The organism is Nocardia jiangxiensis NBRC 101359 (assembly GCF_000308615.1).
Taxonomy (GTDB): domain Bacteria; phylum Actinomycetota; class Actinomycetes; order Mycobacteriales; family Mycobacteriaceae; genus Nocardia; species Nocardia jiangxiensis.
The window spans coordinates 1-8,876 of sequence record NZ_BAGB01000039.1 but is presented as its reverse complement, the minus strand read 5'-3'; the positions used below and the strand labels follow the sequence as shown (position 1 = coordinate 8,876).

The following is an 8,876-nucleotide window of genomic DNA, read 5'->3' as shown; positions in this document are numbered from 1 at the left end:
AGCCACTCGGACCATCTTTCCTGCGCGACAACGACTTTGCACCTGACGTGCGCGAGAAGCAGGATGATTCATTCTGTCGCAGCACTTTTCGGGGCACGATTACCGAGCAGGGCTGCTGGTCGGTCGGGCATTCCGACCTGCCGTGGTCGTGAGCGGACTGTTGTCCCAGATGCTCAGTGCGCGGGTCGATTTCATGCCCTCATGCATGGCCCGATGTCTGGAGCATCGGTCTGTGTCGGCTCATCGTGGACCGAACGCCTTGTGGGGCAGCGCCGTAGCGCTGCGGGGCGGGTATCGATCATGGTGCGAGCATAGGCGGGCGGCTGGTGCGCTCGGCGCGGAATCGACCGCATCAGGGGCGGCCGATCGGCTGAACACTTCGCCTCGGCGGGAGTGAGAGACAGCAGAATCCGAAAAGGGGTGCCGGAGCCGCTGTCGGCCGTGCGGGATTGTCCGTCTTTCACGGTGCTGCGCAACGAAATATGTTGCCTCGCTACTCGCAGCCCTGCAAGGTTGCGTTCGCCAGTTCGGTGAGACGGCCACGTTGGTCGCCGGTGCACTGCTGTCCGCGGCCTGCTAACTCTACGACCGGGTGGTCGCGATCGCGGAAGGCGCGGCGCTGATGACCTCCACGACGGTCGAGGTCACTCTCGAGGGAGCCAGCGCGGAGATCCTGCCGAACCGGGTCCTGGAGGAGGCCCTGCACGCCACTCTGGTCGAGGTGGGCGGAGTGCCGTTCGACGCGGCGGACCAGGAGTGCGCCGCAGGGTTCAGCGCCGGTTTCGCCGCTGAGGAGATCCGCCGCGCCCGGGTCGCCTGCGGCAGTTCGCCGACGACCCCCGCCACCTGTACGACGGCGTGCCCGAACTCGGCGACCCCGCGCACCGGCCGCTCAACAACGGCTCCAGTGATGTCGGCGACGTCAGCTGGATCACCCCGACCGTGCAGATCCTCAGTAGCGCAGTCGCTTTCGGTACACCGTGGCACACCTGGCAGTATGTCGCGCAGGGCAAGCTGCCCGCCGCACACAAAGCGCTCAGCCATGCCGCCACCGTCATCGCCGCGACCGGCCTGGACCTGATCACCCAACCGGAGCTACTCGCCGCGGCCCGCGCAGAACACACAGCGAACACCGCCGCGACGCCGTACGTCTGCCCGATCCCGAAGGACCTGCTCGCACCCCCGGTGGTGCGCGCCGCCGCCCACTGATACCCGAACCCCATACGTCGCACCCCCAACGATCCACCAGCGCGGTCCTGCGCAGTGGCCATTTCTCCGGGGTGACTCCCTTGGGATTCCGGAACTCCTTCTGCCCGAATGGAAGTCTACGTCGGTCGATCGGGCGAAACCCTATCTCCCCTGAACAGGTCCGGCCGGTGCACGGCCGTCGACCCACCCGGCGTCACGCCGGGCCGATTCTCCTCGAGCCCCAGAGCGCTCCTGTCCGGCACTCGCATCGTCGCCGCGGACTGGCCCGATCAGCCGTGGGGCACAGAGGAATAGCTCCGGAATTGACGAAAGTCATTGCGATGCAACGGCTTTTGTTTCGAACTGTGTCCGGAGGGGCCGGGCTGAGGGTCGACCATCTCCTGGTTGCTGCGGTACTGCCGCCGACGTCGTGAGATGGCTTTCTCGGGGGTAAACTTCGACTTGCTCGTTGGTGTCCGAATGGTGAACTCGACGGGGTGACTATGAACCTCTCCGAAGGCATGGTGGACGTCATTACCCGGACGGCCGATGCAACGATGGCTGCGTCCGGGGCCGTGGGTGGCGCTACCGTCAACGGTGTGATCGGCGGTATCAGGGGTGCTGCGGTCGGCGTGCGGGACGGGGTGAGCAGTGGCAGTCACTCGACGCCTGCGGCGCTGCTGACATTGTCTGCGATCGGTGCCGCGGGTCTGGTGGACTGGCCCATCTTGTTGGGTATCGGGGGCGCTGCCCTGGTGGTCCAGCGGCTCGGGCAGCGATCGGCCAAGCCGCCGACACCCGAGGTCGTCAGTCGACGATCTCGATGACTTCCAGGCGCAGCAGCACCGCGTACAACTGACGCAACGGCACCGTGAGCACCTGTGTCAGAGCGCTTGTCAGAGGATCCGACCTGATGCCCATGTCAGTACTGGTCACGGTCACCAGAGTGCGCATTGCGGGCGTCAGGTACTCGAATACATCATGGCCGGGAGGCAACCAATGGCCGAAAAGTCACTAACTGGTCACCGGAACGCGGTCGATCGTGTGCTGTCTGCGCAGGGTTTCGCCGTAGATCTGCCTGGGATCGGCCGGGTCCGCATCCCGCGGCCCGAGCAGTTGGCGTACTACGGCGCCCTCGGCGCGCTCGCGGCAGCGGAAATCATCGAATGGCCTGTCGCGGTGGTCCTGGCGGCAGGCCATTGGCTGATACAGGATCAGCACAACCGCATCGCCCACCAGATCGGTGAAGCCCTGGAAGAGGCTTGAATTCACTTCTGTGCGTTGATCTGCGTGGCATGGTCACGATAGGCAGGTCTCTCGATGCGCGGGCCTTGCCATTCATCTCGGCGAGGCCGGGACTCACTGCGCAACTACCGTGATGACTCGATCAGGAAACGCAATAGCGATCTTTTGGCAACTTTCCTTGTCGAGCGGCGAGAATTCTGCCGCCATATCGACGAAGGTTGACATTGGTCCGATTGAACTGGGGATTTACTGTCTCCGCATGTGGCTGTCGACGTGAGTGCGCTGCCTTCTGTCTAAGCTTCATGGGCCTATCTGAGGATCGAAGAGTACTCTGGCAACGCACTGGTTTCCGCAGGAAGTTCCTTTTCGCGCTACCTACGACAACTGGGGTGTGAAGATGAGCGTTGCAGCGGGCGCTGTGAAGATGTTGCAGGCTACGGCATCGGCGACTGTCCAGGGGGTCGAGGCGGCCGGTGGAGCCGTCGTCGGTGCGATGACCGGTGCCGCACGTGGCACGGTCGAGGGCGCCGTATCCGGCGCTCGCAACGGGATCGATGTGCCGACCGCCACTGTGCTGGGTGTCGTTGCGGCGGGCGTGACGGGTCTGGTGGACTGGCCGCTGGCCGCGGCCGCGGGCGGGGTGGCGGGTGCGGCGTATTTGTTGCGGCGCGCGAGAACCGAACCCGAGACTCAGGGCCCGGCCGAAAAGCCGAAACCGCGGAAGAGCCCGCCGCGGAAAAGTTCATCGAGTAAGAGTTCACCGAGTAAGAGTGCTCGGCAAAAGCAGTCCTCAGCCGGTTCGCGGCGAGCGCGAACCGCTGCACGGTGATGGTATCGCTGCGTGCTGTGGCCACTGCGCCGATCCGGCTGCCTCTGACGGCCACCGGAGTCACGTTAGGACTGCTTCGGCGGCCGGTCGCGGTGGCTGCGCGGCTGGCGGACCCGGCAGCTGCTCGCATCGCCTCCGAACTCACCGAGGGCCTCGGCCGGGAACTGAGCGCGCTGGTGGATCCGCGGCGAATGCGCACACAGCGGCGGGTCACGGTGCACGGCAACCGGATTCACGCCGAAGTTCGCGGCTTGCGGTCGGCGCGGAGCGCGCGGGTGGCCGAGTTGGTGCACAAGCACCTCGAGCAGGAACCGGCAGTGGACTGGTTCCAGGTCAACGCCGCTACGGGGCGGGTCATGGTGGCCGCGGAGCCGCAATGCCTGTCTCCGGCACAACTGGAAACGATCCTGGAACGGGTCGAGGACCTCGCCGGAACCAGTGACGAGCCGTGGAATCGGCAATTCGAGCACCCCTCGGATCGGGAGCCGGTACTGACCTCGGCGCTGCAGTTGGCCGGCGATGTCATCGGCATCGGTGCGGCGGTCACCGGCCGGTTGCTCCCGGCGCCGCCACCGGCGCACGTGGTCCGGGGTGCGGTGGCGCTGGTGGACGGGCAACCACGGTTGCGCGGCAGATTGGAAGCTCAGCTCGGCCGCCACCGTGCCGATACGGTGATCTCGATCGGAAACGCCGTGGGCCAGGCGCTGGACTCGGAAGTGACCGGCTTGTGTGCCGATGCGGTGCAGCGGGCGGTGCGGCTGGTCGAGGCCGCCGCCCGCTTCGCCCAGTGGCGGCGCTGGGAACAGTTGATCGCCGACGCCGATCTACCGGGCGTCGACGAGTACGACCCGCCCGAGCCGCGTCCGATAGCTTTGCCGCGCGGACCGATCGAACGCTGCACCGAACAGGCCGGCGCCGCAGCAGTAGTCGCCTCGGCGGCGACGCTGGCGGGCGGCCGGGCGGTCGCCGATGCCGCCGACGCCGTGGCAGCGGGCGTGCCGAAGGCAGCGCGGGCCGGTCGCGAGACCTTCGCCGGTGCGATGTCCACCCTCATGGCCGCGCGCGGCGTGCTGACCCTCGACCCGCTCATGTGGCGCCGCCTGGACCGGGTCTCCGCAGTGATCGTGGACCGGGACGCCGTGCGTGGTCAACGGGCCGTGGTGCTCGACGCCGAATCCCACGACGACAGCTGGCCGGTCGAACACGTGTGGAGCGCGGCCCAGCGACTGCTTCGGCGCAACGGTGAGGAACTGCCCATTCCACCACCACCGGAGCACCGGCGCGAGAATCTGCACCTGGGCATCGACGCCGACCCACGACCCGGCATCGCCACCGATCCCTCCGGCTCGGGATTCGATTCCGGGGACCCGCGCTGGCATCTGCTGCACGAGTACGGACGTGTGGTCGGGCGGGCGCTCATCGGGAACGAGCCACATCCGGGCGCCGTCGGGTTGCTGGCCACCGCCCGGCAGGCGGGCCTGCGTGTAGTCCTCATCGGTGACGAGGGCACCGGCGAATTACGGCGCAGTGCGGACGAATTCGTGCTCACCGGCGGGTCGGTATCCGAGCTGGTACGGCGACTGCAGCAGCAGGGGCATGTCGTCGCGGTGGTGAGCGGCCACGCACATCGCGCCCTGGGCGCCGCCGATCTCGGGATCGGTATCGCCACCTGCACCCGCGGAGTCCCGACGCAGATTCCCTGGCAGGCGGATGTGGTGTGCCCGGATCCGGGTTCGGCGCGGCAGATCATCGCCGCCACCGGCCGAGCGCGCGATGTCAGTGAACGCGGTCGGGTCCTGACGCTGTCGGCGGGCACACTCAGCGGACTGTTGCTCGCCTCCGGTCCAGCCGAGTCTCGGGCGGCACGCGCGACGAGCCCGATCGCGGCGGCCACTCTGATGGGGTTGATCACGGGGCTGAGTTCCGGGCGCCGGGCCGCGACCGCGGCCGGACCGGCCGAGGTGCGGCTGGTGCCGTGGCACGCGCTGGAACCGGACGAGGTGCTGGCCCGGCTCCCTGCCCCGCATCGGCCGATACCACAGCCGCGTTCGCACGCCGCCGCCGCCACCAGCCGCCTGTCGCAGCGATTGGCCACGCCCGCAAGGTCTCTCGCCGGTCTGGTCGCGGATGTACGCCGCGAGCTGGCCGATCCGATGACGCCGATACTGGGCGTCGGTGCGGTCGCCTCCGCGCTGCTCGGCTCGCCCACCGACGCCGTGCTCGTCGGCACGGTGCTGGGGCTCAATGCCACGGTGTCGGCCCTGCAACGCCGACGCGCCCGGGTGTCGCTGGACAAACTGCTGCTCGGCGAGCGATTGACCGCGCGCCGGCTCACCGGAACCGGTGAAATCCAAACTCCCGCAGACGATCTGCTGCCCGGTGATGTGATCGCGCTGGCCACCGGTGAGGTGGTTCCGGCGGATGCGCGGCTGCTGGAGACCGACGGGCTGGAGGTGGACGAGTCCGGCCTCACCGGCGAGGCGGTGACCGTGGAGAAGCAGACCCCCGCCACACCCGGAGCCTTGCTGGCAGAGCGCACCGGCATGGTGTTCGAGGGCAGTGTCGTGGTCAGCGGCGAAGCGACCGCGGTGGTGGTCGCCGTCGGAACCGCAACCGAAGCCGGCCGCGCGCTCGCCACCGCCGCACCGCCCCCTACCGGCGGTGTGCAGGAGCAGTTGCACAGCCTCACCAGGCGGGTGCTGCCGTTCACCCTCAGCGGTGGAACCGCTGTCACCGTCACCAGTTTCCTGCGCGGACTGCCGCTGCGCGCCGCCCTGGCCGACGGGCTGGCCGTCGCGGTCGCCGCCGTGCCGGAAGGACTGCCGCTGGTTGCGACGGTTGCCCAACTGGCCGCCACTCGCCGCCTGTCCCGCCGCGGCGTGCTGGTGCGCTCCAGCCGCACCATCGAGGCACTGGGACGCATCGACACCATGTGCTTCGACAAGACCGGCACCCTCACCGAGGGGCAACTGCGGCTGGTCGCCGTTGCCGACCTCGACCAGCAATGGGACAGAGACGATTTCGCGAGCACGCCACAGTCACGGGAGCTGCTGCGCGCCGCCGCCCACGCGTGCCCCAACCCTGAAGACAGCCCACTGGTACACGCCACCGACCGAGCCGTCGTCGAGGCGGCACACACGCACCTGGGCCACAGACCACCCCACGCCTGGGATCGAATCGAAGAGGTGCCGTTCGAGAGTTTCCGCGGCTACTCCGCGGCGGTGGGCAACACGGGCCAACACATCCGGCTCGCTGTCAAAGGCGCCCCGGAAGTGCTCCTGCCACGTTGTGACCAGGTGTTGTGCACCGATAACGAAGGCCGCCCCCGGATTTCGCGGTTCACACCGAAGTTCCGCACCGCTGCGGAGACGGCGGTGCGGCGGCTGGCCGCGCAGGGTCTGCGGGTACTGGTGGTGGCGCGGCGCGATTTCGCCTCCGCTCCTGATGACGTCACCGAGGAGATCGAGCAACTCACCCTTCTCGGCTTCCTCGGCATCGCCGACAGCCCGCGCCCGCAGGCGCTCGAACTGCTTGCCGAATTGGCCCGCAACGACATCAGCGTGCGGATGATCACCGGCGATCACCCGATCACCGCGCGGGCGGTCGCCGAACAGCTCGCCATCCCCGCCGACACCGTGGCCACCGGCGCCGACCTGGACGCGCTGGACGAAGACGGCCAAGCCGAACTGATCGAGCAGGCAACGGTTTTCGCGCGGGTATCGCCGGAACACAAAGTGCGCATCGTGTCCGCACTCCAGCGCCGCGGGCACACGGTGGCGATGGCAGGTGACGGCAGTAACGACGCGGCCGCCATCCGCACCGCCGACGTCGGAATCGGGCTGGCCGCCCGCGGGTCGGTCGCCGCACGCGAGGCCGCGGACCTGATCCTCACCGACACCGGCTCGGTCCTGGACCTCACCGTGCTACTGGAGACACTGGCCGAAGGCCGCGGCATGTGGCAACGAGTACGCGACGCGATCGGCGTGCTGGTCGGCGGCAACGCCGGTGAGGTCGCGTTCACCGTCCTGGGCACACTGCTGTCCGGTCGAGCCCCGATCGGCACCCGTCAATTCCTGGTGGTGAACCTGCTCACCGACCTCGGCCCGGCCATGGCCCTCACACTCGCGGACACCCGTCCCGCCGACGACACCGACACGGCCGATACGACACTCGGACCGCCGCCCGGCATCGGCACCGAATTCCTGCAAGCCGTCGCGGTACGCGGCACCTGTACCACCCTCGGCGCCGGCGCGGCCTGGCTCCTCGGCCGCGCCACCGGCCGCCGCCGCCGCGCGGACACCATGGCCTTGGCCGCCCTGATCGGCACCCAACTCGGGCAGACCCTGGTGATCGGCCGCCACAGCAGCCTGGTCTGGACAACCGTGGCAGGCAGCTCCGCACTCCTGGCCGCGATCATCATGACACCCGGAGTGAACCGGTTCTTCGGATGCGTACCACTCGGGCCGGTCGCGTGGTCGATCGTGCTGGGCTGCACCGCAACCGGCACCGGCGCAGCACTCCTGGCCGGCCGCGCACTGTCCGAACCGCCGGCCGGGTGATGCGCTTGGCCGCCGCCGGTCGCTCCGCGTCCAGGATCGCGGCGGCCAGCCAATTGGTCCACGACGTACTCGCGATGGCCTAGGCGCCCACCGCGTCTCCGCGCGTTGGTGCTTGGCTGGGCAGCCGGTGTGGTTGGTCGGCCCGGTCCGTGGCGATGTGTAATGATTCGGGCAACGGGCGCGACATCCGGTGCAGCGGCTCGCTTCCGGGCCGTTCTACGGGTTCCTATTCAAGGACAACCTATGCGCAGCATCGTGCGCGTTCGCGCTGTGTTCGCCCTTGCCTCGCCGCGCCGGAGGGTCGCGGTGGGGGTTATCGGCATTCTCACCTGTGTGGCTGCGATGAGCGGCTGCTCGAGCGGTTCACCGGCACCGAGTCGGTCGACGACGGTTGCCGTGGGTACCACCACGGCGCCGGAAGCCACCGCGCCTTCCCAGCCGGGTACTCCCGAGGCCGGCAACGACGAGAGCGACGTCCCGCCCGCAGTGTCCCCCACGGAAACCGTTGGCGTGCAGCCATCTCCGGCCGCGCCCGGCACCCCGTCATCGCCGCCCCCGAACGGTCACCCCGCAGCCGGGACACCGTTCCCTGGCGAGGGCATGACCCTTCAGCAGGTCAAGAATCTGCAGCAGACCGTCGACGGCGGGCATCAGCCGTGGCGGCTCGATCGCGTCGCGGTGGCTAAGTCGTTCGTACAAGGACGATTCGGGTGGTCGAATGTGCAAACCAGCACCGACTCGGCACCGAACGTCATCTACCTCACCAACAGCGACGGCGCGCGAGTCTTCGTGCACCTTATTCAGCCGGCCACCCAGGGTGCCCGTGGTATCTGGACGGTCGACAGCGGTGCGTGGTCCTGAATTCCACGAGTGATCAGCGGACCATCGGCCTCAGCACCCGGACCGGGCAGCGGCGGCGGGCATGCTCGGTCGGCCACGCCAGACGCACGCAAGGCACAAACTATCATCAGGTTCCGCGAGTCCGGCTGGTGTCGGCGGCGACAGCGGTCTCCTCGCGGAGCGCAGGTTCGAACTCGGCGGAGCTACGCTCGTGG

The 8,876-nt window shown here is 68.5% G+C and carries 7 protein-coding genes; 6 read left to right on the top strand and 1 reads right to left on the bottom strand.

Features of this window, described 5'->3' with window-relative positions; genetic code table 11:
* Positions 1–858: 858 nt before the first annotated feature.
* Positions 859–1,209 carry a hypothetical protein gene (locus ON40_RS48095; RefSeq protein ID WP_051193026.1) on the top strand — a complete coding sequence of 117 codons (351 nt, stop codon included), beginning with the start codon at positions 859–861 and terminating at the stop codon, positions 1,207–1,209.
* A 482-nt stretch (positions 1,210–1,691) separates the two neighbouring features.
* Entirely contained in the window at positions 1,692–2,015 is a 324-nt protein-coding gene (locus ON40_RS12420; RefSeq protein WP_040822011.1) for a hypothetical protein, read from the top strand.
* On the opposite strand, the gene ON40_RS54505 is transcribed toward ON40_RS12420, so the two are convergent.
* Positions 1,996–2,124: an Rv1535 domain-containing protein gene (locus ON40_RS54505; protein WP_245567775.1), complete on the bottom strand. Its 129-nt coding sequence runs from the start codon at positions 2,122–2,124 to the stop codon at positions 1,996–1,998. The two genes, ON40_RS12420 and ON40_RS54505, sit on opposite strands and share 20 nt — an antisense overlap.
* A 63-nt stretch (positions 2,125–2,187) precedes the next feature.
* On the opposite strand from ON40_RS54505, the gene ON40_RS12415 reads away from it, so the two are divergent.
* The 4 genes from ON40_RS12415 (at position 2,188) to ON40_RS51810 (ending at position 8,682) form a co-directional block, all read left to right on the top strand.
* Complete coding sequence (locus ON40_RS12415) at positions 2,188–2,454, top strand: hypothetical protein (RefSeq protein ID WP_040822003.1); 267 nt, start codon at positions 2,188–2,190, stop codon at positions 2,452–2,454.
* Between the two features lie 376 nt (positions 2,455–2,830).
* The gene (locus tag ON40_RS51175) at positions 2,831–3,262 is read left to right on the top strand and encodes a hypothetical protein (RefSeq protein ID WP_051193025.1); all 432 of its coding nucleotides are present in this window, start codon (positions 2,831–2,833) and stop codon (positions 3,260–3,262) included.
* 17 nt (positions 3,263–3,279) lie between these two features.
* Positions 3,280–7,821 carry a cation-translocating P-type ATPase gene (locus tag ON40_RS12400; protein ID WP_169541852.1) on the top strand — a complete coding sequence of 1,514 codons (4,542 nt, stop codon included), beginning with the start codon at positions 3,280–3,282 and terminating at the stop codon, positions 7,819–7,821.
* 396 nt (positions 7,822–8,217) lie between these two features.
* Positions 8,218–8,682 (top strand): hypothetical protein, encoded by a 465-nt coding sequence (locus tag ON40_RS51810; RefSeq protein WP_218008777.1) that lies wholly within the window; start codon positions 8,218–8,220, stop codon positions 8,680–8,682.
* The last annotated feature ends 194 nt before the right edge of the window (positions 8,683–8,876 follow it).

What these genes read in the sequence shown, in the direction of transcription:
- ON40_RS12415 (WP_040822003.1), top strand. Translation starts at nt 2,188, where the DNA reads ATGGCCGAAAAGTCACTAACTGGTCACCGGAACGCGGTCGATCGTGTG.
- ON40_RS51175 (WP_051193025.1), top strand. Translation starts at nt 2,831, where the DNA reads ATGAGCGTTGCAGCGGGCGCTGTGAAGATGTTGCAGGCTACGGCATCG.
- ON40_RS12420 (WP_040822011.1), top strand. Translation starts at nt 1,692, where the DNA reads ATGAACCTCTCCGAAGGCATGGTGGACGTCATTACCCGGACGGCCGAT.